This window comes from Streptomyces spirodelae (genome assembly GCF_017676385.1).
Lineage (GTDB): Bacteria > Actinomycetota > Actinomycetes > Streptomycetales > Streptomycetaceae > Streptomyces > Streptomyces spirodelae.
The window spans coordinates 101,316-127,439 of record NZ_JAFFZN010000005.1 but is presented as its reverse complement, the minus strand read 5'-3'; the positions used below and the strand labels follow the sequence as shown (position 1 = coordinate 127,439).

Annotated in this window: 27 protein-coding genes and 1 pseudogene; 10 read left to right on the top strand and 18 right to left on the bottom strand. The window is 72.8% G+C overall.

The features are described from left to right. Window positions 1-3: 3 nt before the first annotated feature. The 8 genes from cysD to JW592_RS08105 form a co-directional block, all read right to left on the bottom strand. Window positions 4-939, bottom strand: coding sequence for a sulfate adenylyltransferase subunit CysD (cysD, locus tag JW592_RS08135; RefSeq protein ID WP_209264244.1), 936 nt, complete (start codon window positions 937-939; stop codon window positions 4-6). Continuing rightward, a complete protein-coding gene (cysC, locus tag JW592_RS08130; protein WP_209264243.1) occupies window positions 936-1,478 on the bottom strand; it encodes an adenylyl-sulfate kinase in 543 nt (180 codons plus the stop codon). Before cysC ends, cysD begins: the two co-directional genes overlap by 4 nt. A gap of 46 nt (window positions 1,479-1,524) precedes the next feature. Next, window positions 1,525-2,241, bottom strand: coding sequence for a phosphoadenylyl-sulfate reductase (locus JW592_RS08125; protein WP_209264242.1), 717 nt, complete (start codon window positions 2,239-2,241; stop codon window positions 1,525-1,527). Then, window positions 2,238-2,438, bottom strand: a complete 201-nt coding sequence (locus tag JW592_RS08120) for a hypothetical protein (protein ID WP_209264241.1) — start codon at window positions 2,436-2,438, stop codon at window positions 2,238-2,240. Before JW592_RS08120 ends, JW592_RS08125 begins: the two co-directional genes overlap by 4 nt. Then, complete coding sequence (locus JW592_RS08115; RefSeq protein WP_229375379.1) at window positions 2,435-4,159, bottom strand: nitrite/sulfite reductase; 1,725 nt, start codon at window positions 4,157-4,159, stop codon at window positions 2,435-2,437. Before JW592_RS08115 ends, JW592_RS08120 begins: the two co-directional genes overlap by 4 nt. Before the next feature lie 234 nt (window positions 4,160-4,393). Further along, window positions 4,394-4,477, bottom strand: coding sequence for a putative leader peptide (locus tag JW592_RS33565; protein WP_344569275.1), 84 nt, complete (start codon window positions 4,475-4,477; stop codon window positions 4,394-4,396). A 190-nt stretch (window positions 4,478-4,667) separates the two neighbouring features. Beyond that, the gene (locus JW592_RS08110; protein WP_209264240.1) at window positions 4,668-5,243 is read right to left on the bottom strand and encodes a GNAT family N-acetyltransferase; all 576 of its coding nucleotides are present in this window, start codon (window positions 5,241-5,243) and stop codon (window positions 4,668-4,670) included. Window positions 5,244-5,265: 22 nt separating this feature from the next. Continuing rightward, window positions 5,266-7,113 (bottom strand): ABC-ATPase domain-containing protein, encoded by a 1,848-nt coding sequence (locus tag JW592_RS08105; protein WP_209264239.1) that lies wholly within the window; start codon window positions 7,111-7,113, stop codon window positions 5,266-5,268. Window positions 7,114-7,398: 285 nt separating this feature from the next. On the opposite strand from JW592_RS08105, the gene JW592_RS08100 reads away from it, so the two are divergent. Beyond that, complete coding sequence (locus JW592_RS08100) at window positions 7,399-8,559, top strand: MFS transporter (RefSeq protein WP_209264238.1); 1,161 nt, start codon at window positions 7,399-7,401, stop codon at window positions 8,557-8,559. A gap of 22 nt (window positions 8,560-8,581) precedes the next feature. On the opposite strand, the gene JW592_RS08095 is transcribed toward JW592_RS08100, so the two are convergent. After that, entirely contained in the window at window positions 8,582-9,115 is a 534-nt protein-coding gene (locus tag JW592_RS08095; protein WP_209264237.1) for an SRPBCC family protein, read from the bottom strand. 169 nt (window positions 9,116-9,284) lie between these two features. Here JW592_RS08095 and JW592_RS08090 point away from each other — a divergent pair, with 169 nt between their 5' ends. Continuing rightward, a complete protein-coding gene (locus JW592_RS08090) occupies window positions 9,285-9,713 on the top strand; it encodes a protein-tyrosine phosphatase family protein (protein WP_209264236.1) in 429 nt (142 codons plus the stop codon). Window positions 9,714-9,759: 46 nt separating this feature from the next. On the opposite strand, the gene JW592_RS08085 is transcribed toward JW592_RS08090, so the two are convergent. The 3 genes from JW592_RS08085 to JW592_RS08075 form a co-directional block, all read right to left on the bottom strand. After that, window positions 9,760-10,542, bottom strand: a complete 783-nt coding sequence (locus JW592_RS08085; protein WP_209264235.1) for a Mut7-C RNAse domain-containing protein — start codon at window positions 10,540-10,542, stop codon at window positions 9,760-9,762. Then, entirely contained in the window at window positions 10,539-10,844 is a 306-nt protein-coding gene (locus tag JW592_RS08080; RefSeq protein WP_209264234.1) for an acylphosphatase, read from the bottom strand. Before JW592_RS08080 ends, JW592_RS08085 begins: the two co-directional genes overlap by 4 nt. Window positions 10,845-10,948: 104 nt before the next feature. Beyond that, on the bottom strand, window positions 10,949-11,440 hold the full coding sequence (locus JW592_RS08075) for a MarR family winged helix-turn-helix transcriptional regulator (protein ID WP_209264233.1): 492 nt from the start codon (window positions 11,438-11,440) through the stop codon (window positions 10,949-10,951). A 156-nt stretch (window positions 11,441-11,596) separates the two neighbouring features. Between JW592_RS08075 and JW592_RS08070 the strand changes: the two are divergent. Then, window positions 11,597-13,158 (top strand): annotated as a pseudogene (locus JW592_RS08070) (MFS transporter). 118 nt (window positions 13,159-13,276) lie between these two features. Further along, window positions 13,277-13,735 carry a TIGR03618 family F420-dependent PPOX class oxidoreductase gene (locus JW592_RS08065; protein ID WP_209264232.1) on the top strand — a complete coding sequence of 153 codons (459 nt, stop codon included), beginning with the start codon at window positions 13,277-13,279 and terminating at the stop codon, window positions 13,733-13,735. Between the two features lie 130 nt (window positions 13,736-13,865). Here the strand turns inward: JW592_RS08065 and JW592_RS08060 are convergent, their stop codons facing one another. Further along, window positions 13,866-14,210 (bottom strand): MerR family transcriptional regulator, encoded by a 345-nt coding sequence (locus tag JW592_RS08060; RefSeq protein ID WP_209264231.1) that lies wholly within the window; start codon window positions 14,208-14,210, stop codon window positions 13,866-13,868. A 63-nt stretch (window positions 14,211-14,273) separates the two neighbouring features. Here JW592_RS08060 and JW592_RS08055 point away from each other — a divergent pair, with 63 nt between their 5' ends. Further along, complete coding sequence (locus tag JW592_RS08055; RefSeq protein WP_209264230.1) at window positions 14,274-15,137, top strand: aminotransferase class IV family protein; 864 nt, start codon at window positions 14,274-14,276, stop codon at window positions 15,135-15,137. On the opposite strand, the gene JW592_RS08050 is transcribed toward JW592_RS08055, so the two are convergent. The 4 genes from JW592_RS08050 to JW592_RS08035 all read right to left on the bottom strand — a co-directional run bounded on the left by JW592_RS08050 (window position 15,129) and on the right by JW592_RS08035 (window position 18,520). Continuing rightward, window positions 15,129-15,668 (bottom strand): GNAT family N-acetyltransferase, encoded by a 540-nt coding sequence (locus tag JW592_RS08050; RefSeq protein ID WP_209264229.1) that lies wholly within the window; start codon window positions 15,666-15,668, stop codon window positions 15,129-15,131. The two genes, JW592_RS08055 and JW592_RS08050, sit on opposite strands and share 9 nt — an antisense overlap. Window positions 15,669-15,786: 118 nt before the next feature. After that, window positions 15,787-16,155, bottom strand: coding sequence for a DUF4180 domain-containing protein (locus JW592_RS08045; protein WP_209264228.1), 369 nt, complete (start codon window positions 16,153-16,155; stop codon window positions 15,787-15,789). 56 nt (window positions 16,156-16,211) lie between these two features. Further along, a complete protein-coding gene (locus JW592_RS08040) occupies window positions 16,212-17,699 on the bottom strand; it encodes an NAD-binding protein (RefSeq protein WP_307805327.1) in 1,488 nt (495 codons plus the stop codon). Window positions 17,700-18,304: 605 nt separating this feature from the next. Beyond that, window positions 18,305-18,520, bottom strand: a complete 216-nt coding sequence (locus tag JW592_RS08035; RefSeq protein WP_209264226.1) for a hypothetical protein — start codon at window positions 18,518-18,520, stop codon at window positions 18,305-18,307. A 206-nt stretch (window positions 18,521-18,726) separates the two neighbouring features. On the opposite strand from JW592_RS08035, the gene JW592_RS08030 reads away from it, so the two are divergent. The 4 genes from JW592_RS08030 to JW592_RS08015 all read left to right on the top strand — a co-directional run bounded on the left by JW592_RS08030 (window position 18,727) and on the right by JW592_RS08015 (window position 24,290). Then, window positions 18,727-20,253, top strand: a complete 1,527-nt coding sequence (locus JW592_RS08030) for an MFS transporter (RefSeq protein ID WP_209264225.1) — start codon at window positions 18,727-18,729, stop codon at window positions 20,251-20,253. Between the two features lie 87 nt (window positions 20,254-20,340). Then, window positions 20,341-21,462, top strand: coding sequence for a metallophosphoesterase (locus JW592_RS08025; RefSeq protein WP_209264224.1), 1,122 nt, complete (start codon window positions 20,341-20,343; stop codon window positions 21,460-21,462). A 42-nt stretch (window positions 21,463-21,504) separates the two neighbouring features. Beyond that, entirely contained in the window at window positions 21,505-23,205 is a 1,701-nt protein-coding gene (murJ, locus tag JW592_RS08020) for a murein biosynthesis integral membrane protein MurJ (RefSeq protein ID WP_209264223.1), read from the top strand. 134 nt (window positions 23,206-23,339) lie between these two features. Continuing rightward, entirely contained in the window at window positions 23,340-24,290 is a 951-nt protein-coding gene (locus tag JW592_RS08015; RefSeq protein WP_209264222.1) for a carbohydrate kinase family protein, read from the top strand. 42 nt (window positions 24,291-24,332) lie between these two features. Here the strand turns inward: JW592_RS08015 and JW592_RS08010 are convergent, their stop codons facing one another. After that, window positions 24,333-25,298 carry a beta-ketoacyl-ACP synthase III gene (locus JW592_RS08010; RefSeq protein ID WP_209264221.1) on the bottom strand — a complete coding sequence of 322 codons (966 nt, stop codon included), beginning with the start codon at window positions 25,296-25,298 and terminating at the stop codon, window positions 24,333-24,335. Between the two features lie 93 nt (window positions 25,299-25,391). Between JW592_RS08010 and JW592_RS08005 the strand changes: the two genes are divergently transcribed. Then, on the top strand, window positions 25,392-26,009 hold the full coding sequence (locus JW592_RS08005; protein WP_209264220.1) for a TetR/AcrR family transcriptional regulator: 618 nt from the start codon (window positions 25,392-25,394) through the stop codon (window positions 26,007-26,009). The last annotated feature ends 115 nt before the right edge of the window (window positions 26,010-26,124 follow it).

Genomic DNA, 26,124 nt, shown 5'->3' with positions numbered 1-26,124 from the left:
CGTCTAGAAGTAGCCTTCCCGCTTGCGGTCTTCCATCGCGGCTTCGGAGAGCTTGTCGTCGGCGCGGGTGGCGCCGCGCTCGGTCAGCCGGGAGGCGGCGATCTCGGCGATCACCTTCTCCACCGTGTCCGCGTCCGAGTCGACGGCGCCGGTGCAGGACATGTCGCCGACGGTGCGGTAGCGCACCAGGCGCTTCTCGACCCGCTCGCCGTCCTTGGGGCCGCCCCACTCACCGGGTGCCAGCCACATCCCGGAGCGGGAGAAGACCTCCCGCTCGTGCGCGTAGTAGATCGAGGGGAGCTCGATCTTCTCCCGCGCGATGTACTGCCACACATCCAGCTCGGTCCAGTTGGACAGCGGGAAGACCCGCACATGCTCACCGGGAGCGTGCCGGCCGTTGTAGAGCTGCCACAGCTCGGGGCGCTGCCGGCGCGGGTCCCAGCCGCCGAACTCGTCCCGCAGCGAGAAGACCCGCTCCTTGGCGCGCGCCTTCTCCTCGTCCCGGCGACCGCCGCCGAAGACCGCGTCGAAGCGGTGCTCGTTGATGGCCTCCAGCAGCGGCAGCGTCTGCAGCGGGTTGCGGGTCCCGTCGGGGCGCTCGCGCAGCGTGCCGTTGTCGATGTACTGCTGCACCGAGGCTACGTACAGCCGCAGCCCGTGCTCGGCCACCGTCGCGTCCCGGAAGCGCAGCACCTCGGGGAAGTTGTGCCCGGTGTCGACGTGCAGCAGCCCGAAGGGCAGCGGCGCCGGCTGAAAAGCCTTCAGCGCCAGGTGCAGCATGACGATGGAGTCCTTGCCACCGGAGAAGAGGATCACCGGGCGCTCGAACTCGCCCGCGACCTCGCGGAAGATGTGCACCGCCTCCGACTCCAGCGCGTCCAGGTGGCTCAGCGCGAAGGGGTTGTCGGTCTCCTCCGGTGCGGTCACCGCCGTGGTCATAGCAGTCCCCTCTCCTTCAGCAAGGTGTGCAGCGCCGTGGCGGACTCCGCCACGGCGCGCCCGTGTGTCTCAAGGCGCAGATCCGGGTCGGCCGGCTCCTCGTAGGGGTCGTCGACACCCGTCAGCCCGCTCAGTTCGCCGGCGGCCTGCTTCGCGTAGAGGCCCTTCACATCGCGCTGTGAGCACACCTCGACCGGCGTGGCCACATGGATCTCCAGATACGGCGTGCCCTCGGCCATATGGCGCTTGCGCACCGCCTCCCTGCTGTCCGCGTACGGGGCGATGACCGGTACCAGCACGATCACCCCGTGCGAGGCCAGCAGTTCGGAGACGAAGCCGATGCGCTGCACATTGGTGTCCCGGTCGGTACGGGAGAAGCCGAGGCCGGCGGAGAGGAAGGTGCGGATCTCGTCGCCGTCCAGGACCTCGGTCCGGCGTCCCTCGCCGCGCAGCAGCTCGGCGAGCGCCGTGGCGATCGTCGTCTTGCCCGCACTCGGCAGGCCGGTCAGCCACACGGTGGCGCCGCGTGCCTCGCTCATCGGTCTCGCCCCTCCTTTTCCGGTCCTGTTGGCTGAACCCGGGCCCTCACAGGTGCAGCCCGCACTCGGTCTTGCCGCTGCCGGCCCAGCGTCCGGCGCGCGCGTCCTCACCCGCCAGTACACGGCGGGTGCAGGGGGAGCAGCCGATGGAGGCGTAGCCGTCGGACAGCAGCGGGTTGGTCAGTACGCCGTGCTCGGCGATGTAGTCCTCCACGTCCTGCTGGGTCCAGCGGGCGATGGGGGAGACCTTGACCTTCTGCCGCTTCTCGTCCCAGCCGACCACCGGGGTGTTCGCCCGGGTCGGGGACTCCTCGCGGCGCAGCCCGGTGGCCCACGCGTCGTACCCGCGCAGCCCTTCCTCCAGCGGCTGCACCTTGCGCAGCGCGCAGCACAGGTCGGGGTCGCGGTCGTGCAGCCTGGGGCCGTACTCGGCATCCTGCTCGGCGACCGTCCGGCGGGGCGTGAGGGTGATGACCTCCACGTCCATCACGGCCTCGACGGCGTCCCGGGTGCCGATGGTCTCCGGGAAGTGGTAGCCGGTGTCCAGGAAGACCACGCGGACGCCCGGGAAGACCCGGGAGGCCAGGTGGGCGACCACGGCGTCCTCCATGGAGGAGGTGACGCAGAACCGGTGCCCGAAGGTCTCGGCGGCCCAGCGCAGCACCTCCAGCGCGTCGGCCTCCTCGAAGTCCCGGCCCGCCTGCTCGGCCAGCGACCGCAGCTCCTCGGGAGAGCGCTGCTCCGTTATGTGCGCGGTGCTCATGAGGTGGGGTCCTCTCCGTCGGAGTGTGCCGACCGCAGCCCGGAGGCCAGCAGCCCGAGGAACTTCAGCCGGAAAGCCCGGTTGCAGGCGACGCACTCCCACGCTGCGCCTTGCCCTGGGGCGGTTTCCTCTTCACTGGGGCGCAGATCCTCGTCCCCGCAGTACGGGCAGTAGAACGGCGCGGCCCGCTCGCTCATTTGAGATCACTCTCAGCCGCGCGCGCCGCCCACTGGGCGAATCGTTCGCCGTCCTCGCGCTGGGCCCGGAAGGCGCGCAGCACACGTTCGATGTAGTCGGGAAGCTCTTCGGCGGTCACCTTCAGCCCGCGCACCTTTCGGCCGAAGCCGGGCTCCATGCCCAGCGAGCCGCCCAGGTGCACCTGGTAGCCCTCGACCTGGTTGCCCGAGGCGTCGGTGACCAGCTGGCCCTTGAGCCCGATGTCCGCGACCTGGATACGGGCGCAGGAGTTGGGGCAGCCGTTGAGGTTGATGGTGACGGGCTGGTCGAAGTCCGGGAGCCTGCGCTCCAGTTCGTCGATCAGCCAGGAGCCGCGGCCCTTGGTCTCCACGATGGCCAGCTTGCAGAACTCGATGCCCGTGCACGCCATCGTGCCGCGCCTGAAGACGGACGGCCGGGTCGTCAGATCGAGCGCCTCCAGGCCCTCGCGCAGGGACTCCACCTGGTCCTGCTCGACGTCGAGCACCAGCATCTTCTGCTCAACGGTGGTGCGCACTCGCCCGGAACCGTGTGCTTCCGCCAGGTCGGCGATCTTGCTGAGCGTCGTACCGTCGACCCGGCCCACGCGCGGCGCGAAGCCCACGTAGTAGCGGCCGTCCTTCTGCTCGTGCACGCCGATGTGGTCGCGCCACTGCTGGGCCGGCTGCTCGGGAGCCGGGCCGTCGGTCATCTTGCGGCCCAGGTACTCGTCCTCCAGTACCTGCCGGAACTTGACCGGGCCCCAGTCGGCGACCAGGAACTTCAGCCGGGCGCGGTTGCGCAGCCGCCGGTAGCCGTAGTCGCGGAAGATGCCGGTGACGCCCTCGTGGACGTCGGCGACCTCCTCGATGGGCACCCAGGCGCCCAGCCGGACGCCCAGCTTGGGGTTGGTGGAGAGCGCGCCGCCGACCCACACGTCGAAGCCGGGGCCGTGCTCGGGGTGCACCACGCCGACGAACGCCACATCGTTGATCTCGTGGGCGACGTCCAGCAGCGGTGAGCCGGAGACGGCCGTCTTGAACTTGCGGGGCAGGTTCGAGTACGCGGGATTGCCGACGACGCGGCGGTTGATCTCCTCGATGGCCGGGGTGCCGTCGATGATCTCGTCGGCCGCGATACCGGCGACGGGGGAGCCGAGGATGACGCGCGGGGTGTCGCCGCATGCCTCGGTCGTGGACAGCCCCACGCCCTCCAGCCGCCGCCAGATCTCCGGCATGTCCTCGATGCGGATCCAGTGGAACTGCACGTTCTGCCGGTCGGTGATGTCGGCGGTGCCGCGGGCGAACTCCTGCGAGATGTCCCCGATGACCCGCAGCTGCTCGGTGGTCAGCCGCCCGCCGTCGATGCGGACGCGCAGCATGAAGAACTCGTCGTCCAGCTCCTCCGGCTCCAGCACGGCGGTCTTGCCGCCGCTGATGCCGGGCTTGCGCTGGGTGTAGAGCCCCCACCAGCGCATCCGTCCGCGCAGGTCGGCCCCGTCGATGGACTCGAAACCGCGATGAGCGTAGATCGTCTCAATGCGTGTCCGCACATTGAGACCGTCATCGTCCTTCTTGGTCTGCTCGTTGCCGTTGAGCGGCGTGAAGTGACCAGCGGCCCACTGCCCTTCGCCGCGGTGGCGTCCCGTCTTGCGGCGGGCGGGGGCTGGGGGCACCCCCTGCTCGGAGAGCTTGGGGGAGGGGCGCTCGGAGGTGTCGGCCATGGCGGGAGATCCTTCGGGCAGGGGGCGCGGGCACACGTCGGGCGGGTGCGGTCGGGGCGCGCCGGGCGGGGTCCGTCTCACGGGGAGCGGTTCGAGGGCCCGTGCGCAGGGGTTTCGGCACCGGTCCCGGGCGGCTCGCCCGCGACGGTGAGGGCGGCGGCTGCGGTTCGGCGGTACCTGGTCGGCGTCGGAGGACGTCAGGAGGGGGGTGTCAGAACGGCGGTGCTGTGACTGTCAGCTCGCCGGACAGATGGCGCTGGACACGCGAACGAGGTCGACGTGACGTCGACTCACCAAGGCGATTCCAGCGCGAGACATGACGGAAGCCTCGCACGCGCGTCTGACCTCAGTCCACCGGCGTCCGCATGGCGGACATGTGCCGCTTGCATCATGAGACACCCTCTTGCGTGCCGGCGGTCGGGTCTCGCCGTTGGAGCTTCTGACGCCTTCCGTGTGCGGCCGGAGTGTGGCTGAGCGCGCCGTTCCCCGCGCCCCTTCGGGGCGCGTCTCAGGCCCCCGGCCAGGGGCCCGGCGGGATCACCCGCGGCTCCTGCTTCGTCTCCGTGCGGTACACACGGAACCCGCGCCGCTCATAGTTGGCCCGCGCATGGCGACCGTCCAGGGAACAGGTGTGCAGCCAGACGCGGGCGGTCGCCGGGTGGCCCTCCCAGCGGCCGGCGAGATCCCAGGCGCGGGCGGTCCCGACCGAGAGCAGGTGGCCACCGATGCCCCGGCCGCGGAACGCGGGCAGCAGCCCGAAGTAGCTGATCTCCACCCTGCCCGCCTCCCCGGCGCCGTCCAGTTCGATGAAACCGGCCGGGGTGCCCCGCTCGTAGGCGACCCAGGTCTCGACCCCCGGGCGCTCCAGGAAGCGCCGCCACTGCTCGTACGACCACGGCAGCCGGTCGATCCAGGTGTTGTCCGCGCCGACGGAGGCGTACAGGAACCTGCTGAACTCCGGGCTGGGCGCCTCGGCACGGTGGACGGCGACCCCGGCGGACGGATCCGGTACCCGGGCGGGCGCCAGCTGACCGGGGGCTGTCTGCTCCAGATACCAGGTGGTCACGGTCACGGTGTCGCTCATGAGGCCACCCAACCATGCCCCCTCAGCGGAGCATCCGCAGCCCCCGGACGCGGTTGATCGCCGCGGCGGTCTCGAACCGCCGGGGCACGGCGAAATCCTCGTCCCGAATACTGAGAAGCGGCCCCGTCGCGCCGTCCGCGAGCAGCTCGTCCAGCTGGTCCAGCGCCTGCCCCAGCGTGCGCTGCCCGTCCAGCAGCCCGCGCCGCACCATCAGCTCCAGCGCCAGGCCGATGCCGGTCACCTGGCGCGGGTCGGCGATCTGCTCGACGGCGCGCAGGTCCACCTCGTGGTCGCCGAAGGAGAGCACGTCCTCGCCCCGCGCCCGGATGCGGGGCCGCCCGCGCACCTCGGCGTCGAGCGACGAGGGGTCGGGCACCCGCGCCACCACGCCGGGGAACGACTCGGCCTCGGCGTGCCGCCCGGTGGGCACAGCCGCGATCTCACGCGCCCGCGCGGTGACGTCCGAGGGGCGGTAGGCGTCCATCATCACGACGCGGTCGGCGACCTCCAGATAGTCCCCGGAGCCGCCCATCACCAGCACCGTCGAGACGCCGTGGTCGCGGTGGAGCGAGCGGATGGTGTCCACCAGCGGGGTGAGCGGTTCGCGGTCCTTGGCGACCAGCGCCTGCATCCGGGCGTCCCGGATCATCAGGTTCGTGGCGGCGGTGTCCTCGTCGATCAGCAGCACCCGCGCGCCGGCCTCAACGGCCTCGCACAGTGAAGCGGCCTGCGAGGTGGACCCCGAGGCGTTCTGGGTGGAGAAGTCCGAGGTGTCGGAGCCGTCGGGCAGATGGTCGACGAAGGCGTGCACATCCACCCGCTCCACGCGGCGGCCGTCCTCGGCCCGCAGCTTCACCGTCTCACTCCGTGAGACAACCAGTTCGCGTCCGTCTCCCGGCACGTGGTCCCAGACACCCGTCTCCAGCGCCCGCAGCAAGGTGGACTTGCCGTGGAACCCGCCGCCGACGACCAGGTTCACCCCCTCGGGGACGCCCATGCCGGTCACCGCTCCCGCGTGCGGCAGCTCGACCGTCACGCGCAGCTGTTCGGGCGAGGTGAAGGGCACCACGCCGCTGCCGGTGGCCGGCTGGTCGTCCACGCCGCTGCGGCGCGGCAGCACCGCGCCGTCGGCGACGAACCCCACCAGGCCGCGCCCTGCCAGCGCCTCCCGCAGCGCCACCGAGTCCTCGACCGTCTCCACGAACCGCCGCACTTCCGCCGCGTCCAACGACGCGTAGTGCAGCGCCTGTTCGGCCACGCGCGGCAGCACCTGGCACAGCAGCCGCTCGGCCTCCCGCGCGTCGATCCGGCGCCCGTGTCCCGGCAGCGCGGCGCCCAGCCGCAAGGTCACCGAGCCGTCCTCGCCGCTCACGGTGCACGAGCTGCGCTCCAGCACCTCCTGTCCGCCCGCGTCCACCCGCAGCGCCTTCTCGCCGCGCACGGCCGCCGCCGCCTGTCGCGCCAGGTACGAGGACAGCGCGCGGCGCCGGGTCGCGGTCCGCCACAGCTCGGGCGGCAGCGCGGCGAGCCGGTCCGGCACATGGAGGGCGACCCGGGCGGGCGGCGCGTACGGGTCGGACTGCCCGCGCACCAGCTCCAGCAGCAGGCCGCCGGGCATCTCCCAGCGTCCGACCAGGCCCTTGTAGCGCCCGTACTGCGCACCCTCCAGCGTCCGCAGCTGCGCCGCCAGTCCGGTACGGACAGCGCGCGGCCGGTGCTCGTCGTAGCCGGAGCGGCCGGGGTGCTCACGCGGCGGGCCGCCGTGCCCGCGCGGCCGGTGCCCGCCGCGCGGTCCTCCGTGGCCGCCCCTCGCGTAGGGCCGCCCGCCGCCACGCCGCTGCCCGCCGGCTCCAGAGGACTGCTCCCGCACGCCGCTCGCCTGCCTTTCCGTCGTTGGTCGGTGTTGCGCGGAACCCGACGATACGGGGCTGAACCGACAGCTGTGCAACGCAGTCCCGGCCGGGCCGAAGCGGTCCGGCCGCTGTGGCGCAGCCCCGGGCCCGCGTTGCTGCCCGGGTCCCCAGAAGGGGTCAAATTCCAGTACACTCCGTCTTCTTGGGGAAAACCCCCATATTCTCTCGTTTCGTGGGGTCGCCGCAGGCGAGCCGACCTCGCCCCGGCCGACCACCGTGGCGACCACGAGAGAGGGGGCACCATGTCCGCGCTGCGCTGGGCGGCCGCCCTCGGCAACGCCGACTGGCACCTGGCCGCGCCCCTGCTCGCCGCCCTCGCCACGGCCTGGCACACGGACATCGCCACCGTCACCACCGGGCTGGCCGCCTACTCCCTCGGCCAAGGGCTCGCCCTGCCCCTGTGGGGCTGGTTCGCCGACCGCTACGGACCAGGACGCAGCCTGCGTACCGGACTGCTGGTGGCGGCGGCCGCCTCCGTCGGCTCGGCGCTGTGCCCGGGGCCGGCCTGGTGGATCGCGCTGCGTACGGCCGCGGGCGCCGGCTTCGCCACCGTCACCCCCTCGGTCTCCCTCTGCTACGAGTCGCTCAGCCCGGCCCAGGCCAGACAGCGCGCGTTCGCCACCCTCACCACCGTGACGGCGGCGAGCGCGATCGCCTCTCCCGTACTCGCCGACACCGTGCTGCGCTGCGGTTCCTGGCGGCCCGCCTTCGCCGTCATCGCCGTACTGACCGCAGTCACCGTCTGCCGCATCCGCGCGGCCACCCGGCCCCTTCCCGGCCCACTGCCCGGCTCACCGCCCGGCCCTTCGGAGGCGGCCCGGGCGGCGCAGGACCCGCCCCGCGCCGGAGCGGGCGGGCGCCGCGCCGCGTACTGCACCGTGCTCGGTCTCGGCGCGGCCGAGGGCACCGTCATGCTCGGGCTGCCCGCTCTCCTCGCCCCCGCGCTGGCCACCGCGGGAAGCCGGACCTCGACCACCGCCGTGCTGGTCACCTACGCGCTCGGCGTCCTCACCAGCACCTTCGTGCTGCGTCGGCACGCCCGGGTATGGGGGCCCAGGAGGCTGCTGGCCACCGGAGGTTCGATGGGCGTCACGGGTGCGCTGCTGGCCGCGGTGGTGCCGGGTACGGCGGTCCTGATGCTGTCCGCCGCGCTGCTGGGCACCGCCTGGAGCTACCTCCACACCACGCTGCAGACCTGGCTGCCCCGGCTGCTGCCGCCCCCGGCCCGGGCCCGCGCCGCTTCCCTCTTCTCCGCCTCGGCCATACTGGCCAGCTCCGCCGCGGTGGCGCTCACCAGCTCACTGCTCCAGGACGGCCGGCACGCCACCGTCTTCGCCGCCGGCGGCATTCTGTGCGCGGCCCTCACCTGCTGGACGCTGCTGGTGGCCCGCCGCTGGGGGTGACGGCCCCGCGCCGGTGCGGCTCTCAGCCCGGGTCGCCGCCGTCCGGCAGCGGCGCGCCCGACGGCATACCGGCGGCGACGTAGGCGTCGTAGCGGGCCTGCCAGTCGCTGGCCGAGCCCGCCGCGTGCGGGCCGGACGGGCTCCCGCCGTTCAGCAGTTCGGACAGCTCGTCCAGGCACACGTCCCAGCCGGCCGCGTTGCGCGCTGCCGCCTCGCGGTCCTCCAGTACGTCGGTCAGGGCGAGCACACACCCCTCGCCGCGGCGGCCGAGCTCGAAGAGGAGTTCGTCGTCACCCCAGGTGTAGGCCAGACGGCGCGGCGGATCGAACTCCAGGACGGTCCCGGAGTGGTCCTCCGCGTACGGGTCACCCGCGAAGTCGACGCGTCCGCCCACCATCGGCTCGATGTGCACGGTGGGCGAGGGGAACCAGGCCGCCATCCGGTCCGGTTCCGTCAGCGCGCGCCACACCTCGTCCGCGCTCACGGCGAACGGGCGCTCCAGTCGTACTGCGGGCAGGCCGTCCCGCTCCACCAGAATCCCCAGCTCCATGCTCATCCCACGCACCGCCTCCGCCTGGCCGGGCCGCCCCGGGCGCTGGGCGCGACCGTCCCGCCGAGTCTCCCGCCGCGGCTCGGCGCCCGCGCCCGGGGCGGGTCCGTACGGGGGAGCCGGGACTCTTCCCGATCAGCCCGCACCGGGCCCGGCCGCTCGCTAGGCTCCGGGCATGTCCGCAACCTGGGAACCCGATGCACCGGGGGTCCTGCTCCTGCCGTCCGGCCGACTCGTCCGTGGGCGGGGGCTGCGCCGGCCCCTGCCGTCAGGCCCCGCACCGCACTTCGGCCTGTATCTGCTGAGCCGCCCACCGGCCACCACCGACTGGGAGTCCCGCTGGCTGCGCTGGCCCGACTTCCGCCTGCCGAGCGACCGCGCCGAGGCCCGCGCGGCCCTGCGCCAGGTGTGGGAGCGTGCCGGGACCGAGCGGGTCGAGGTCGCCTGCGGTGGCGGTCAGGGGCGTACGGGAACGGCGCTGGCCTGCCTCGCGGTTCTCGACGGCGTCGCGCCGGACGAGGCGGTCGGGTATGTCCGTGCGCACTACGCGCGCCGCGCGGTCGAGACCCCGTGGCAGCGCCGGTATGTGGCGCGCTTCGGGTAGGCGCGGCACCAGCCCGCAGTCTGCGATCCACAGCCGGGGCACCCTCTCATCGGAACCAGCTCCCCCGGCGCCGCGCCGCGTCCACACGGGCCGTCAAGCGCGCATGGTGGGCGCCCGGCCAGTACAGGCGCCCACATGAGGCACAGCGCGTGAACGTGTCGTACGTGCGCCGGGTGCCCGGCGGAAGCTGGTCGGCGATCTCCTCCTTGGCGACGGCTGCCAGCGGGCCGTTGCACGCCGGGCAGCGCGTCCAGGGGGCGAGCAGGGGATCGAACCGCTCCAGCACGTCGGTGGTCTGCTCGTCGGCCCGGCTGCCGCGCACGAAAGCGCCCAGCCACAGGGTCCGCCTGCGCAGCAGGCCCCGGTCCCGGGTCAGCAGGACGCGCCGCTCGGCATTGGCCTGCTCCACCAGTTCAGGGTCGTGCGCGTCGTTGCGGTAGGCGGTGTCCACGCCCAGCAGCCGCAGGCGCCTGGCCAGCGCTCCCAGGTGGACGTCGAGGACGAAGCGCGGCGGCGAGGGCGCGGACGGCGGGAGCGGCTGGGGACGGTGCACCGGAACCAGCGCGATGTGGGCGCCGTCCGCCGGCCGGTGGGAGTCGGCGACGGGCTCGCCGTCGGCCCGCAGCCCGGCCACCTCCGTCAGCGGTACCCCCAGCGACTGCACGACGTGCCCCAGCGAGGATGTCCCGTCGTACGGGCAGTACACGCCCTCCTGGCCCCCGGCCCGGCGGCGCAGCCGCGTGGGAAGGAAGAAGCGCAGTTCGTCGGGTACGTGGACGTGGAGCCGGAGCCGCTCGCCCGCGGCCGGGCGGTGCTCCGGCCGGGTCACCGGTGCCGGCCCCGCGAGGAGAGGGCGGTGGTGCGTACCTCGAAGGTGGAGTGGCCCCGCGGCTCCTGCTCCGTCACCCTCACGTCGTCGACGAAGGCTGCCGGTGGCCCCTCGTGCGCCCATGCCACCAGTACGTCGACGGCGTCCGGCTCTCCCTCGAAGAGGGCTTCCACGCTGCCGTCGGGCAGGTTGCGCACCCAGCCGTACACGCCGTGCGCCGCTGCCGTCTGCCGGCAGGTGTCCCGGAAGAACACCCCTTGGACCTGTCCCGTCACGATCACGCGCTTGGACGTCACAGCCATCGGTTCACCTCAGCCGTCGCGTGGTGGGTCGCCCGCCATGGTCGCCCTCCATGGTCGCGCGAACGCCGTCGCCGGGCACACCCGCGGCCCTGTCCTGCGCCGCTTCACCGGCTGCGCTGCCGGGCCCGGCGGGCGGGGGCCGGAGTGGGGGCGGGGGTGCTCAGGTGGCCGGTGGCCAGATGGCCGAGGAGCCGCAGGAACGTCTCCCGGTCGCCGTCCGGCAGCGCCTCCAGCGCCCGTTGGTGCACCTCGTCGACGATCTGCCGGCTGTGCTCGGCCGTCCGTGCGCCCTCTTCGGTGACGGCGATGATCCGTGCTCGGCGGTCGGTGCTGGAGGGGCGGCGCTCGGCGAGCCCGGCCTTCTCCAGGGCGTCCACGGTGACGACCATCGTGGTCTTGTCCATGTCGCCGATCTCGGCGAGTTCGCTCTGACTGCACTCGCGCTCCAGCGCGTGGACGAGCACGCAGTGCATCCGCGCGGTGAGCCCGATCTCGGCGAGTGCCGCCGCCATCTGGGTGCGCAGCACATGGCTCGTGTGGTCCAGCAGGTAGGAGAGGTCCGGCTGGGTGCGGGTCGGTGGCGTCATGGCGGTCATGGGACCAGCCTACCGGCAAATTCGTTCCGAGAAATATCGTCTACAACGAAACTATCTGCTACGGTCTCGCTATCCGCTCCACCGCGGCTCCACCTCCGCTTCCGCTCCCCCTCGCCACCACCCGTGTTCGCCGGGTGCGCGACCAGAGAGGCCGTCATGTCTGCCATATCTCCCGAGTCCTCCGGGTCCTCGAAGCCCTCCGAGTCCTCCAAGTCCGCGCTCGGCACCCGAGGTTCACGCGGTCTCGCCCTCGGCGTCATCGCCGCCGGAACGCTGATGATCATCCTGGACGGTTCCATCGTCACCGTGGCGATGCCGGCCATCCAGCGCGACCTCGACTTCAGCCCCTTGCAGCTGAGCTGGGTCGTCAACGCCTACCTCATCGCCTTCGGGAGCCTGCTGCTGCTCGCCGGCCGGCTCGGCGACCTGATCGGCCGCTGGGGGCACCCCCGGCCGGAGGTTGGGGGAGGATGTTCCTCGCCGGCACCGGCGTCTTCACCGCGGCCTCACTGCTGGCCGGGTTCGCCACCACCCCTGCCGTCCTGCTCGCCGCCCGCTTCATGCAGGGCGTCGGCAGCGCCATGGCGGCTGCCGTGGGGCTCGGCATCCTCGTCACGCTCTATCCCGGACGCGGCGAAAGAGCCCGTGCCATAGCGGTGTTCAGCTTCACCGGCGCCGCAGGCGCCTCCATCGGCCAGGTCCTCGGCGGTGTCCTCACCGACCTGCTCACCTGGCACTGGATCTTCTTCATCAACCTGCCCATCGGCGCCGCCGTGCTCGCCCTCGCCCTGCCGGCGCTGCCCTCCGACAGCGGGCTGGGACTCCGGGCCGGAGCCGACGCCTGGGGAGCGCTGCTGATCACCGTCGGCCTGATGACCGGAATCTACGGAGTCATCAACACCACCAGCCACGGCTGGGGCTCACCGCACACCTTCCTCCCGGTGCTGCTCGGCTCGGCGCTGCTCGCCGGCTTCTTCCTCCGCCAGGCCCGTGCCCGTACGCCGCTGATGCCGCTGCGCATCCTGCGCTCGCGCACCGTCGCCGCCGCGAACGTCGTCCAGATGCTGATGGTGGCCGCGCTGTACTCCTTCCAGGTGCTGGTGGCCCTCTACCTCCAGGGCGTGCTGGGCTATGGCGCCGCGCGCACCGGTCTGGCGATGCTGCCGGCAGCGCTCGTCATCGGCGTCGTCTCGCTCGGCGTCTCGGCCCGGCTGGTCGCACGGTACGGGGAACGCGCCGTACTGCTGACCGGCCTCGGACTCCTGATCGGTGTGCTCGCGCTGCTCACCCGGCTGCCCGAGCGCGCGCACTACGCCACCGACCTGCTCCCCGTGATGCTGCTCGCGGCAGGGTTCGGGCTCGCGCTCCCGGCCCTCACCGCGCTGGGCATGTCGGGCGCGGACGCACGGGACGCGGGGCTGGCCTCCGGGCTGTTCAACACCACGCAGCAGATCGGTATGGCCCTCGGCATGGCCACACTGTCCACCCTGGCCACCGCCCGCACCGAAGCACTGACGGCCTCGGGCAGTTCGCGTGCCGCAGCGCTGACCGGGGGCTACCACGTGGCTTTCGCCGCCGGAACCGGACTGCTCGTCCTGGCGCTCGCCGTCGCCTTCGTGGCGCTCCGGAAGCCCGCCGCCACCGCCGCCACCGCCACCACCGGCACCGCTACGGCGGCGCCTGCACCTGCCACCGCCGAACGGCAGCCCGTGCACTGAGCTCCGCGGCCGCCCCGAGGACCGACCCGCGGCGGCCGTTCCGCCTCGCCCTCCGAGGCGCAGCCTTGTCCTACGAGGCGGACCCCGCACCGAAACCCCACCGTGAAAGGAAACCCCCATGCCCGGCCCCGCTCCGCGCCCGCTCACCGAGTCCGAACTCCACCGTCTCCTCGCCGAGCAGCAGTTCGGTGTGCTGGCCAGCGTCCGCAAGACCGGTCATCCGCACTTGACCACGGTCCTGTACCGGTGGGACGAGTCGGCGCGCGTCCTGCGGATCTCCACCACCCGCAGCCGCCTCAAGCCCCGCCACTACCGCGCCGACCCGCACGCAGCGCTCCATGTGAGCCGGGATGTGTGGACCTTCGCGGTCGCCGAGGGCGAGGCGGAGGTCTCCGAGCCCACTACGGTGCCCGGCGACGCCGTCGGCCGCGAACTCGCCGCCATCGCCGGGGGGTTCGCCTCAGCGGCGGACGAGGACGCGTTCCTCGCCGAGGCGGTCGAGGAAGAGCGCGTCGTCCTCCGTATCCACGTCTCCCGGCTGTACGGCACGACTCTCGACATCGGCGAGGCCGGCTGACCGCGGCTCCGCCCCCTCAGGCGTACGGCCGGAACCCTCGGTTCCGGCCGCACGCAGTGGTTGATGACGCGCTGAGACGGCGCGCGGACCGCCTGCCGACGGGGGCGGCGGCACTCCGGGAGCCGCCCGATCACGCGCCGTCCAGCAGGCCGGCGAGCTTGCCGCGGCTGCGTTCGAGCGCGTCGATCCGCTCCTCCATCGCTGACAGCTCACCGCCCAGGATCTCGCGCAGCTCCGCGCACCAGTGGAGGACAGGCTGCTCACCCCGGGCACACGGCAGCACCGTACGGATCACCTCGGTGGACAGGCCCGCCCGCAGCAGCGCACGGATCTGCGTCACCACCACGACGCTGTCCTCGTCGTAGTGGCGGTAGCCGTTCGGCCCGCGGGCGGCTGTCAGCAGCCCCTGCGCCTCGTAGTAGCGCAGCAGTCGGCTGTTGACTCCGGTACGCCGGGACAACTCCCCGATCAGCATCTGAGCGTGACCTGCCTTCCGCGGTTGACCTTCGCATTGATGTCAGGCCCTAACGTCCCCGGCATGAACGCACATTCCACACACGCCGCCGAGCAGCGCCCCGAGGAGTCCCGGCCCGCCGCTCCCACCCTGTACACCACCCAGCTCGACGGCCGCCCGGCCACGGCGGAAGAGCTCGCCCCGCTGGCCTTCGCCGGTTACGCGCACTTCACCGCGGTGCAGGTGCGGGACGGCCGGATGAGGGGGCTCGATCTCCACCTGGAACGGCTGCGCTCCGCCTCGGTTGAGCTGTTCGGCCGGGCGCTGCCCGACGACCGGGTGCGGTCGTATCTGCGGACGGCGCTGGAGGGGGGCCCTGCCGATGTCTCCCTGACGGCGGCCGTGTTCTCGACGGCAGGCGAGTTCACCGCAGCCGGTGACCAGGCCGGGCTCTCCCTGCTGGTGCGGACAGGACCGCCCGCGTCCGGCCCGGCGGGTCCGCTCGCGCTCGGCACAGTCGCGTACGAACGGCCGCTGGCGACGGTGAAACACGTCGGAGAGGTGGCCAAGACCTACTACCTCAGACAGGCGGTGGGGGAGGGGTTCGACGACGCCGCATTCGTCGACCGGCGGGGTCGGCTCAGCGAGGGAACGATCTGGAACCTCGCCTTCTGGGACGGTGAATCCGTGCTGTGGCCCCGGGCCGGAATGCTGGGCGGGACCATGATGGGCGTGGTCCGCCGCCAGCTGACGCGCCTCGGCGTACCCCAGCAGGATCGCGAGATCACCCTCGCCGACCTGCCCGCGCTCTCCGGAGCCGTCGTGCTGAACTCCTGGACGCCGGGCGTGGCGGTGCACCGTATCGGTCCCGAACCGATGCCACCGGCACCGTCGTTCCTCGACCTGCTGCACCGCGCCCACCGGGCCGAACCCCTCACCTCACCCTGAGAGCGGGCGGCGGCGCCGGTAGACGACGCTGGGGCGGAGCGGGCCCGGCGGGACGGTGGGGTCCTCGAAGTCGTCGGCGGGGTCGTGGGCCATCCCCAGGCGGCGCATCACCGCCTGGGAGGGGAGGTTGGTCGCCGTGGTGATCGCCACGACCTCCGGCAGCCCCAGCGACTCGAAGCCGAACCCCAGCGCTGCCCGGCCCGCTTCGGTCGCATAGCCGTGGCCCCACGCCGAGCGTGCCAGCCGCCAGCCCGCCTCCACCCCGGTGACCGGCAGCTCTTCCTCCACCGGGTCCAGCCCGGCGAACCCGACGAACTCCCCGGTCGCCCGGACCTCGACCGCCCACCATCCCCAGCCCCGCGCTTCCAGATCCCGCTGGAACCGTGCGACGGACGCGTCACTCTCCGCGCGGCTGAGCACTCCGGGGAAGTGCTCCCGCACCTGGGGGTCGGCATTCAACGCCGCCCACGGCCCGAGATCACTCTCCCGCCATTCGCGGAGCACCAGGCGTTCGGTTCGCAGCATTCTCACAGTGCGAAGCTAACGGCCCGCAGGATGGAGCGCGACGGAATAACCGCGAGGGAACAGCACGGAGCTACGCGGAACACGGAGCAACCGCGACGGAGCAGCGCGGCCGGCCCCCGGACGGTCAGCCGCGCAGCCGCTCCCGCAGCTCTTCCAGGTCGGTCAGGAACCAGGTCTGCCGCCCGCGGTTGCACTCCCGTACGAAGTCACGGAGCGAAGAACTGCCCTCGAGATGCCGGGAGATGTCGCCGACGACCGCGAGGCGCAGCCCGTACTGGACGAACTTCTGGACGACGTCCCCGGCCAGCCGGGTGCGCAGTTGGAAGAACGCCTCGTCCAGCCGTGAAGCCGGGATCACCGCCCATTCGGCGCCCTGGTACGAGGTGTTGCCGATGACATCGAGGGCATCGCTCTCGCTGCCGATGGTCTCGCCGTCGGCGTCCCATACCAGGACGGTGACGCCGTTGATCGTCTCCAGGCCGCTGCTGCTCATGGCCGTCAAGGCTAGAGCGGTCGACGGGCGAGGGCGACCGGGTTTCGGCGGCGCGCTCAGCCCGCCGCCGGTTCCCGTACCGATCCGTGACCCGGTTCCGCGTCGTCACGGCTTCCGGGCGGGTGGTGGCCGGCGGGCGTGCGCCGGCCACCTGGGGTTCCGTGCCGGTGGTGGTCGCAACGGGCCGCGTGCGGCACTTGGGCGAACGCCCCGTCCGTGCGCTCCACCAGCAGCCGTCTGCCGTGCGCCAGCACAGCGCCTGGCTCCAGGCCGGTCAGACTCGCGGCCGTGTGGACGGCGCTGAGGCTGGCGAGGTCGTGCACGATTCCGATGCTGAACAGGGACCGGGTCTCGGCGATGGCCTCGTGGTCGCCTGCCCGAATGACGACGCGCAGCTGGTCGGCGACGGCTCGTGCGGCGACGGCCACCGAGATGTTGTCCAGGTCGTCGGAGGCGACGGCAGCCATGGCCTGGGCCCGGTGAAGGCCGAGCTTGCGCAGCACGAACCGGTCTTTGGCGTCCGCGACGACGACGGGCACGCCGAGTGCCTTCGCCAGCCGGAGGTTGGGCGCCGCCGGGTCGCGTTCCACCGCGATCACCCCCACGCCGAGACCCTGCAGGCGGGTGCACAGCCGCAGCCCGACCTGGCCGAGCCCGACCACCACCACATGGCCGGAGCGGGGCAGCGCCCTGGGGCCTACCATGCCGATGGAGCGGGGGGCCAGCAGCCGGTCGACCATCCCGGCGGTGAAGACGGCGGTGAAGACGATGGTGGTCAGCATGGCGATACCGGCGAACACCAGGTAGCCAGGCGAGCCGTGCGGCGCAGCAGGGCCGACGGTCGCCAGGGTGCGCGCGGCTTCGAAGAAAGCGTCCACCGGTGGCCGGTGGTTGAGGGCCACCGACCATGTCCAGTCAGCCACCAGCACGGCGAAGAGCCCGGCCAGGCCGGAGAGCATGATCCGCGAGCTGCCGTCGTGCGGTCGCAGCTGTCCCCGGATCTTGCCCAGCCGCGCCCGGTATCTGAGCGAGCGCGGCGGGCGGTACGGTTCGAGCCGTACCGTGTCCTCCTCCCAGCGGGCGCCGATGTGTCCCGAGGAAGTCCGGTCGAGGGCAAGCAGATCGGGCTGGAGACAGGCGGCCAGCAGGACGGGGGCTGCGACCTCGGCAGGTGAGGTGACCCGGCAGTTGGGCACCGTGCTCTCGAGTTGGTCCGCGACCGTCCGGTCGAAGATCGTCACCACCAGATGTACTCCGGGGCGGATGTGTTCGACGGCCAGCGCGTAGCGCAGGGACTCGGCGTCGTCGTCGAAGAGCACCGCGACGCCCGCCACCTCGCGGACCCGGCCCAGGTGCTGGCCCTCGTCGGGCCCGGAGCCCACGGCCCGGTGCAGCGCCGCGTCCGTGGGATAGGCCAGATGGCACACGCTGTGCCCGGCCGCCTGCAGATGGCCGCAGACCCTCCGCGCCGCATCGTCGCCGATCACGACGTAGTGCTTCCGCTGTGTCCGGCCGACGGGGCGCTCGCCGGAAGCCTCAGACACCGAAGGCGCAGTCATCGGACCGGTAGGGGTCGCAGTCGAGGCAACGCAGGCTCTGGCAGCCGTCGCACCTGGTGAGCAATCGGCCGCAGTGGCACCTGGGGCCGCTCTTGTCAGTGGGTTCCGTGTCCGTTGCCGGGCGCCCGCTTGCGGCGCTCATGAACGCTCCAATCAGGGAGAATCGAAAAGGTGAGCGGGAGGGCGGGGGCCGCAAAGGGGCCTGCTCCCGCACACGGTGGTCGGCCTGGACGCTCGGCCGAGCGGACCGGGCCGCAAGTGGCTCATTGGCCGCCCGGCCCGCCTCGCTGCTCCGGACGTCGCGGCTGCGCTCCAGGATGCCGGTGTGCGCAGCGAGCGCGAGCAGCGCGGACGGAAAACTCCCACCGTCCGTGGCGGACCGGGCCGGCCGGCGGAGAAACCGGGGGTCACCCGGCGCGAATCTCGCGCACCCCGACGGTAGGGGTGCCGCCTCCCCCGGACTATGTACAGGTGTCACACCTCTGCCGCCCGCGGTTGGACAGATGCTCAAGGGGTGCGCCCCCTCGGTGCGGGGCCGGTGACCGCGGGCAGCGGTGGCCGGCCGGTCGCTGCTGCCCGGGGGCGGCCGGTCAGGGTTTGCGCGGGGCCCACTCGTAGGCGCCGCCGCCCCGCCAGTCGATGAGGGAGGCGTCGTCCAGCCGGATGTGTTCGCGGTCCATACCGGCGTCTTCGAGCAGGTTCAGCAGTTCCATGACGTTGTGCGCCGTGCCGAGGATCCGGTCGCGGGCCACGACGCGCCGGCCGCCTTCGGCGTCGGGCGGGTGCACGGTGACGGGTGCCGCCATGGGTCCACGGTGCGGCCGCGCGGCGCCGTCCGCATCTCGGGCCGGGTCCCGCAGTCCTGACCTGCGCTGAGGCTTGCGTGAAGGCCGCACGAAGGCCGCACGAAGGCCGGGCGGGGCCGGGTGCGGACGGCGCGGGGGCTGGTACGGCGCCAGGTCCGGTCCGGAGCGCGTAGACACTGTCTACTCGACCCTGGTAGACAGTGTCTATGACGGAATCGAACACTGATACCGGGCCGCCGCCCGGAGGGGCCCTGCGCGCCCTCACCCTGCTCGCCGGTGCCACGGGGGCCGCCGTGGTGGCGCTGGACGGCACCGTGCTCGTGGTCGTCCAGCCCGCCATGCGGCGCGAGCTGGGGGGCACGCTCGCGCAGTTGCAGTGGGCCGGCACCGGCTATCTGATCGCCGTGGCGAGCCTGCTGGTCTTCGCGGGGCGGCTCGGTGACCGGTACGGGCACCATCGCCTCTTCGCGCTGGGCATGCTGGGCTTCGGCGCGGCCTCGGCCGGTATCGGGGCTGCCGACGGCATCGGCTGGGTCATCGGACTGCGCGTCGTGCAGGGGGTCTTCGGGGCGCTGCTGCAACCGGCCACGCTCGGCATGCTGCGCGCCGTCTTCCCGCCGGAGCGGCTGGGTATGGCGATCGCCGTGCGGACGAGCGTGATCGGGCTGGCGGCCGCTGCGGGGCCGGTGCTGGGCGGAGTGCTGGCCGTCGGACCGGGCTGGCGGGCGGTGTTCTTCCTCAACGTCCCGGTGGCGGTGGCCGTGGGGCTCCCCGCGCTGCTGGCTGCGCGGAGAGCGCCGGGGAGGACGGCGCGGGGCGCCGGTCTCGACCTGCCGGGCGCCTGCCTGCTCGGTGCCGCGCTGCTCTGCCTGGTGCACACCCTCGTCGCCGTGCCCGATGGCGGATTGACGGCGGTGAACGGCCTCGTGGCGGCCGTCGGTGTCGTGGCGGCCGCCGCCTTCGTCCGGCACGAACGCCGGTACGCCGCAGCGCCGTTGGTGCCCGGTGGGCTGCTGCGTACACCGGGCATCACGCCCGCGCTGGCGTTGCTGCTCGTGAGTTCGGCGGCGCTCCACGGGACGCTGTTCGTCGGTACGTACTTCCTTCAGGACGTGGTCGGACTCGACCCCTTCGCATGCGCGATACGCACGCTGCCGCTCGCGGTGACGATGGTGCTGGGCGCTCCGCTGTGCGCCGTACTGCTGCGGCGGTACGGTCCGCGCCGTACGGCCGCGGCGGGCGCGTTGGTGCTGGCTGCCGGGGTGGCGCTGTTGTCCCGGGCGGGGGCGGAGGTGGGTGCGGGAACGGTGGGTGCGGCCTTCTTCGCGCTGGGCGGAGGCTTCGTGGCCGTCATGGTCACCGCCACCTCCGTCGTGGTGCGGCAGGCACCGGCCGGGCAGGCGGGGGTGGCAGGCGGCCTGAAGCAGACGGCGGTGAACGTGGGCCCCGCGCTGGGCGTTGCCGCGGCCACCACGCTGATGTCCGTCCGTACGGCTGCCGGACAGCCGCCCGATACGGCCTTTCTGGCGGCGATGCCCCTGGCCCTGGGCTGCCTGGCGCTCGTGGCGGCCACCGGGCTGCTGTCGGCCGGCCGCTTGCCCCGCTCCGGGTCCGGCTCCGACTCCGGCCCCGGGTCCGACTCCGGCCCCGGGTCCGACTCCGGCTCCGACTCCCGCTTCCGGACAAAAAGTTACCGACGAGTTGACAGTGTTTCCCGCCACGCTCACTCTTAGCTGCGCCGTGTACATGCCACCTTCAGTCGTGGGGGGTGGCATCTGCACGCAGCAGACCCGACGCGCCAGACAGGCGAGGAGAGACGCATGGGAACTCAGGGGGACCGCAGCGCAGTCAGCAGACGCATGGTGCTCGCGGGCGTCGGCGGCGCGGGCGCGGCCGCCGTACTCGGCGCGGGCGGCGCGGCGGCGCAGCCCGCGCGGGGCACCGAAGGCGGCGTCGACAAACTGCCGATACCCGACAAGGCCGAACTGACCCTGCTGCTGACCGGTGACGCGGGCACCGGCGAGGACGGCCAGTGGAAGGTCGCCGACGCCGCCCGCGCGGTGTGCGCGCGGCGCGGCGTGGACCTGGCGATCGGGCTCGGCGACAACATCTACGAGAACGGCCCCGAGAGCGCCACCGACGACGAGTTCCAGTCCAAGTTCGAACGCCCCAACACCGGTATCGACGTCCCCTGGCTGATGGTGCTCGGCAACCACGACACCAGTGGCATCATCCCCGGCAGCGGCGGATGGCCCTCGCGGGGCGACCACGAGGTGGCCTACCACGCGCACTCGGCCCGCTGGTACATGCCCGGCCGCTACTACTCGGTGGCCGTACCCGGTGGTGCCGCCGAGCCGGTCGCCGAGTTCTTCGCGCTCGACACCACGCCGCTCTCCTCCTACGTGCTCCAGACCGACCCCAGGTACTACTGGGACGGGCCCTTCGCGCGCGAGCAGCGGGCCTGGCTGACCGAGTCGCTGGCCGCTTCCCGTGCCCGCTGGAAGTTCGTCTTCGCCCACCACCCGCTCCGCAACAACGGCACGCACCGCAACGCCGGCGAGTACGAGGGCGTGACCTGCGGCGACTACCTCAGCGGCAAGCACGTCAAGGAGCTGTACGAGCAAGTCGTCGTCGGCAATGCGGAGTTCATCCTTTCCGGCCACGACCACACCCTGCAGATCCTCGACACCGGCGCCGACCACCGGGGCACCCAGCAGATCGTGTGCGGCGCGGCGGCCAAGACCAAGGGCCGCGCGGACAAGCCCAGCAACAAGGCGTTCTGGGAGGCGTACGACACCCTCGGTTTCATGCTGCTGACGATCAACGCGCAGCAGGTCGTCGTGGACGCCTACACCGTCGACCCCGGCACCGGAGAGCACACCCACGCCTACCGCCACACCCGCACCGACCGGCTGCCCGCCCCCGCCGGAGCCGTCTCGTAGGCCGATGTCCGCACCATGATCGGCCCGGCGTAGATTGGCCCGATGGCGGAGGGGACGAAGACCACAGTCGGGGTGGGGGACCAGTCGGCGGCGGCCGCGGCGAAGCCGGGACTCGCCCGCTCGTCGTTGCTGATGGCGGCCGGTACGGTCGTCTCGCGTGCCACCGGACTCATCCGGCAGGTGCTCCAGGCGGCGGCACTCGGCACCGGGTTGCTGGCCAGCACGTACAACACGGCCAACACCGTGCCGACCAGCCTGTACACGCTGCTGATCGGCGGCGCGCTCAACGCCGTGCTGGTGCCCCAGCTGGTCCGGGCGCGGGCCACGCACCCGGACGGCGGTCGCGCGTACGAGCAGCGGCTGGTCACCCTGGTCGTCACCGTGCTCGCGCTCGGTACCGCGCTCGCCGTCTGGGCGGCGCCGCAGATCGTCGGCCTCTACATGCGGGACACCCCGGCCCAGCACGAGGCGTTCGAGCTGACCGTCGTCTTCGCGCGCTTCCTGCTGCCGCAGATCTTCTTCTACGGCCTGTTCGGGATGCTCGGGCAAGTGCTCAACGCGCGCGAGAAGTTCGGCGCGATGATGTGGACCCCCATCCTCAACAACGTCGTACTCGTCGCCATGTTCGGCGCCTACCTGGGGATGATGACCGTCCCCGAGCGGGTCGCCGACATCACCGAGGGGCAGGTGCGGCTGCTGGGCCTCGGCACCACCGCAGGGATCGCCCTGCAGGCCCTGGCGCTGATCCCGTTCGTCCGCGCCGCCGGCTTCCGCTTCCGGCCGCGGTTCGACTGGCGCGGCACCGGGCTGGGCAGCAGCGCCCACGCCGCCAAGTGGACGCTGCTGTTCGTACTGGCCAACCAGGTGGCGCTCACCGTCGTCACCAACTACGCCAACGCCGCCGACCAGGCGCTGCCCGAAGCGGGCGCCGGGTACTCCGCGTACACCTACGCACAGACGATCTGGATGCTGCCGCAGTCCATCGTCACCGTCTCGCTGGTGACCGCGCTGCTGCCCCGGATGAGCCGCGCGGTGGCCGAGGGGCGCCCCGCTGACCTGCGCGCCGATCTGGCGCGTGCGCTCCGGCTCACCGGCGCCGTGATCGTACCGACCGCCTTCCTCTTCCTCGCGCTCGGACCGCAGATCGCCGCGCTGCTGTTCGCACACGGCGCCGCTGACGCCCAGTCGGCACAGCCACTGGGACAGATGCTCCAGGCGTTCGGCCTCGGGCTGATCCCGTTCTCGGCGCAGTACCTGCTGCTGCGCGGCTTCTACGCGTTCGAGGACACCCGGACGCCGTTCTTCATGGCCGCTTTCATCGCGGCCGTCAACATCGCCCTGGCCACCTGCTGTCACCTGGCGCTGCCCGCGCGGTGGGCCGTGACGGGCATGGCCGCTGGCTATTCGCTCTCCTACGCGGCCGGGTTCGCCCTCACCGCCTGGCTGCTCCGCCGCCGACTGGCCGCGCCGCTGGACCCTTCGGGGCGTGTGCTGGGCGTGTACGGGCGGCTGTTCCTGGCCTCGGCTGCCGCGGCGGGGCTCGCCTGGTGGGCGGCGGATGTGGTGCGGGGTGCGACGGGCGAGGGCACGGCCGGCTCGGCTGCCGCCCTCGTGGCGGGCGTCGTGGCGCTGGCGCTGGGCTATGTGCTGCTGGGGTGGCTGTTGCGGGTGCCGGAACTGCGGGGGCTGGCGGGCCGGCTGAGGGGGCGCGCCCCGAAGGGGCGCGGGGAGCTGCGCGACTAGCCACAGCCCGCCCGCACCCGGGCGAACGACCTCGACCCGAGCGCCGGCTCCCCGCCACCTGGGGCGCCGCACCCGGCATGAACGTACCGTAGTGCCGCCAAGAGGCTGGACCGTGCCAAGGTGAAAGGGCCGAGATGACCGCTGAACACCCCATCGCCGTACTGGGCGAATGCGTCGCCGACGCATTCGTGGCGCCGCCGCGCGGCGAGGACCCCGCACCGCTCGCGCTCGACGTCTTCCCCGGCGGAGGCCCGGCCAACACCGCGGTGGCGCTGGCGCGGCTGGGCACCCCGACCCGCTTCCTCGGGCGGCTCTCGCACGATGTGTTCGGGCGGCTGTTCGCCTCCCGACTCGCGGAGTCGGACGTCGATGTGAGCCACACGGTGCGCGCGCCCGAGCCCAGCACCCTGGCCGTCGCCGACGTCGCCGAGGACGGCAGCGCCGACTACGCCTTCCACGCCCAGCAGACCGCCGACTTCCAGTGGACCGACGAGGAGCTGGCCTCCGGTACCGCCGACCCCCTCTCCTGCCTGCACACCGGCTCGCTGGCGCTGGTGCAGCAGCCCGGCGGTGCGGCTGTCGAGCGGCTTTTGGCGAAGATACGGGACCGCGCCACGGTCTCCCTCGACCCCAATGTGCGTCCCCTGCTGGTCGACCCGGCCGTCTACCGTGCGGCGCTGCCCCGCTGGTGTGCGGCCGCCGACATCCTGCGGCTCTCCGACGACGACCTGGCCCACCTGCGGCCCGGCGCAACGCCGGACGAGGCCGCCGACGCCTTCCACGCGGACGGGGTGCCGCTGGTGGTGGTCACTCTGGGCGCGGAGGGGGTCATGGCCTCGCTCGACGGCAACCGCTTCCGCGTTCCGACGCCGCCCACCGAGGTGGTGGACACCGTCGGTGCGGGCGACTCCTTCATGGCGGGCTTCCTCCACGCCCTTGGCGGGGCGGGCGCGCTGGGCGGCAGACTGGACGCCCTCACCGGGTCCCAGGTCAGCGAGGCGCTGGCCTTCGGCGTACGGGTCGCTGCCGCGGTCGTCTCGGTACGCGGCGCCAACCCGCCCTGGGCGCGGGACCTCGATCAGTAGCCGCGATCCGCAAGGGGCACCCCCCTGAGGATGCCGGCCCCCTCAGGGGCAGTGCACCACCTGGCCCGCCCAGGAGAGACCGCCGCCGAAGCTGAGGAGGAGGACGGGGGCGCCCGGCGGCAGTTCGCGGCGCTCGACCAGCTTGGCGAGGGCCAGCGGTACGGAGGCGGCCGAGGTGTTGCCGGACTCGGCCACGTCGCGGGCGACCACCACGTCCTCGGCGAGATCCAACTGACGCACCAGGGCCTCGATCATGCGCAGGTTGGCCTGGTGGGTGACCACACCCGCCAGGTCCCCCGGCGCCAGCCCGGCCCGTTCGCAGGCGCGGCGGGCCACCGCCGGGAGTTCGGTGGTGACCCAGCGGAAGACCGCCTGGCCTTCCTGGGCGAAGCGCGGCTGCCAGTCGCCCAGCAGCCGTACCGTGTCGCCGCGCGTCGGGTCCGAGCCCCACTCGACGGGCCCGATACCGTCCGGCTCCACCGCGTCGCCGCCGTCGGGTACGGCGCTGACGATCGCGGCGCCTGCGCCGTCGGCCAGCAGGACGCAGGTGGTGCGGTCGGTCCAGTCGGTGACGTCGGACATCTTCTCCGCGCCGATCACCAGCGCGTGGCGTGCCGCGCCCGCGCGCACCGAGTGGCTCGCGGAGGCGAGGGCGGTGCAGAAGCCTGCGCAGCCGTTGTTGAGGTCGTAGGCGACGGCTGAGGGGATGCCGAGCGCGCCCGCGACCTGGGCCGCGTTGCTGGGGCAGCGGTCGCGTGCGGAGCAGGTGGCCAGTACGACCATGTCGATGTCGGCGGGGTCCAGGCCGGAAGCTGCCAGCGCCTTGCCCGCCGCCACCGTGGCCAGCCCCGCGACGGTCTCGGACTCCGCCGCGATCCGCCGGGTGACGATCCCGGTGCGCTGACGTATCCACGCGTCGCTGGTCTCGACCATCCCCGCGAGGTCGTCGTTGGTCAGTACGCGGTCGGGCTGGTGGTGGCCCAGCGCTGCGATACGGGTTCCCGGCACGGTGCTCTTCTCCTCGTCGAGGGGACGGTGTGGCGGGAATATAGCAACCGATCGATCGGAAGTTAAATCACTCCGGCCGGTTACGATGGGTGCATGAGTCCACGCAAGTCCGCAGCCGAGGCCCGCAGAACGCGCGAACGGATCATCGAGCGCAGCGTCGCCATCGGCTCCGTCGAGGGGCTTGAGGGGCTGACCATCGGGCGCCTCGCCACCGACCTCGGCATGAGCAAGGCGGGCGTGCTCGGCCACTTCGGCTCAAAGCAGGCGCTCCAGCTGGCCGCACTGCACGGCGCCTCGGGACTCTTCACCCGCCTGGTGTGGGAGCCGGTCGCCGGACTGCGGCCCGGGCTGGTCCGGCTGCGGGCCTTCTGCGAGGCGTGGATCCGCTATCTGGAACGGGAACGCACCGCCTTCCCCGGCGGCTGCCTGTTCACCGCCGCCTCCGTCGAATTCGACGCGCGTGGCGGCCCCGTGCACGACACGGTGGCCCGCTTCATGCTGCGCGGACGGCGGCTGCTCGTGAACGACCTGCGGATCGCCGTCGAGGTGGGGGAGCTCCCCGGCGAGGTGGAGCCCGAACAGCTCGCCTTCGAACTGCACGGCCTCTACATGGGGCTGAACCAGGAGCTCCAGCTCTTCGCCGACGCCACGGCCCCGGCCAGGACCCGCCGCGCCCTGGACCGGCTGCTGGCGCCGCCGCCGGGCGGCTGACGCCTGGCCTCGGGGTGGCCGGCTGCTACCGGGGTGCCTGCGGAGCGCTCCGTGTGCCTGCGGCGCCGTCCCGCAGGCGTTCCGTACTGTGACCTGTGGGGTGTGCCGGACAGCC

Coding starts and splice junctions, on each gene's coding strand:
- JW592_RS08060 (WP_209264231.1), bottom strand. CDS start 14,210: ATGCTGATCGGGGAGTTGTCCCGGCGTACCGGAGTCAACAGCCGACTG.
- JW592_RS08045 (WP_209264228.1), bottom strand. CDS start 16,155: ATGAGCAGCAGCGGCCTGGAGACGATCAACGGCGTCACCGTCCTGGTA.
- JW592_RS08065 (WP_209264232.1), top strand. CDS start 13,277: ATGCCCGGCCCCGCTCCGCGCCCGCTCACCGAGTCCGAACTCCACCGT.
- JW592_RS08080 (WP_209264234.1), bottom strand. CDS start 10,844: ATGGCTGTGACGTCCAAGCGCGTGATCGTGACGGGACAGGTCCAAGGG.
- cysC (WP_209264243.1), bottom strand. CDS start 1,478: ATGAGCGAGGCACGCGGCGCCACCGTGTGGCTGACCGGCCTGCCGAGT.
- cysD (WP_209264244.1), bottom strand. CDS start 939: ATGACCACGGCGGTGACCGCACCGGAGGAGACCGACAACCCCTTCGCG.
- JW592_RS08100 (WP_209264238.1), top strand. CDS start 7,399: ATGTCCGCGCTGCGCTGGGCGGCCGCCCTCGGCAACGCCGACTGGCAC.
- JW592_RS08055 (WP_209264230.1), top strand. CDS start 14,274: ATGAACGCACATTCCACACACGCCGCCGAGCAGCGCCCCGAGGAGTCC.
- JW592_RS08030 (WP_209264225.1), top strand. CDS start 18,727: ATGACGGAATCGAACACTGATACCGGGCCGCCGCCCGGAGGGGCCCTG.
- JW592_RS08075 (WP_209264233.1), bottom strand. CDS start 11,440: ATGACCGCCATGACGCCACCGACCCGCACCCAGCCGGACCTCTCCTAC.
- JW592_RS08005 (WP_209264220.1), top strand. CDS start 25,392: ATGAGTCCACGCAAGTCCGCAGCCGAGGCCCGCAGAACGCGCGAACGG.
- JW592_RS33565 (WP_344569275.1), bottom strand. CDS start 4,477: ATGTCTCGCGCTGGAATCGCCTTGGTGAGTCGACGTCACGTCGACCTC.
- JW592_RS08110 (WP_209264240.1), bottom strand. CDS start 5,243: ATGAGCGACACCGTGACCGTGACCACCTGGTATCTGGAGCAGACAGCC.
- JW592_RS08125 (WP_209264242.1), bottom strand. CDS start 2,241: ATGAGCACCGCGCACATAACGGAGCAGCGCTCTCCCGAGGAGCTGCGG.
- murJ (WP_209264223.1), top strand. CDS start 21,505: ATGGCGGAGGGGACGAAGACCACAGTCGGGGTGGGGGACCAGTCGGCG.
- JW592_RS08035 (WP_209264226.1), bottom strand. CDS start 18,520: ATGGCGGCACCCGTCACCGTGCACCCGCCCGACGCCGAAGGCGGCCGG.
- JW592_RS08115 (WP_229375379.1), bottom strand. CDS start 4,159: ATGGCCGACACCTCCGAGCGCCCCTCCCCCAAGCTCTCCGAGCAGGGG.
- JW592_RS08015 (WP_209264222.1), top strand. CDS start 23,340: ATGACCGCTGAACACCCCATCGCCGTACTGGGCGAATGCGTCGCCGAC.
- JW592_RS08120 (WP_209264241.1), bottom strand. CDS start 2,438: ATGAGCGAGCGGGCCGCGCCGTTCTACTGCCCGTACTGCGGGGACGAG.
- JW592_RS08090 (WP_209264236.1), top strand. CDS start 9,285: ATGTCCGCAACCTGGGAACCCGATGCACCGGGGGTCCTGCTCCTGCCG.
- JW592_RS08025 (WP_209264224.1), top strand. CDS start 20,341: ATGGGAACTCAGGGGGACCGCAGCGCAGTCAGCAGACGCATGGTGCTC.
- JW592_RS08095 (WP_209264237.1), bottom strand. CDS start 9,115: ATGAGCATGGAGCTGGGGATTCTGGTGGAGCGGGACGGCCTGCCCGCA.